This window comes from Pantoea sp. WMus005 (genome assembly GCF_013415305.1).
Lineage (GTDB): Bacteria > Pseudomonadota > Gammaproteobacteria > Enterobacterales > Enterobacteriaceae > Pantoea > Pantoea rara.
On the sequence record NZ_JACBXU010000037.1, the window covers coordinates 1 to 250 of the forward strand.

1 tRNA gene and 1 rRNA gene are annotated in these 250 nt (G+C 54.8%); both read right to left on the reverse strand.

Features of this window, described 5'->3' with window-relative positions:
- Positions 1 to 8: 8 nt before the first annotated feature.
- Positions 9 to 83: transfer RNA gene (locus HZZ01_RS20825), tRNA-Glu, on the reverse strand.
- Positions 84 to 172: 89 nt separating this feature from the next.
- A 16S ribosomal RNA gene (locus HZZ01_RS20830) occupies positions 173 to 250 on the reverse strand; the annotation flags it as partial.

Genomic DNA, 250 nt, shown 5'->3' on the forward strand with positions numbered 1-250 from the left:
CAAGCAGGTGGCGTCCCCTAGGGGATTCGAACCCCTGTTGCCGCCGTGAAAGGGCGGAGTCCTAACCGCTAGACGAAGGGGACACGATCGTGTCACGACTTCGCAGCCGTCCTGCTCATTACTTTTTTATCAGACAATCTGTGTGGACACTGCGCGGGAAGGTATCTTCAGGTAAGGAGGTGATCCAACCGCAGGTTCCCCTACGGTTACCTTGTTACGACTTCACCCCAGTCATGAATCACAAAGTGGT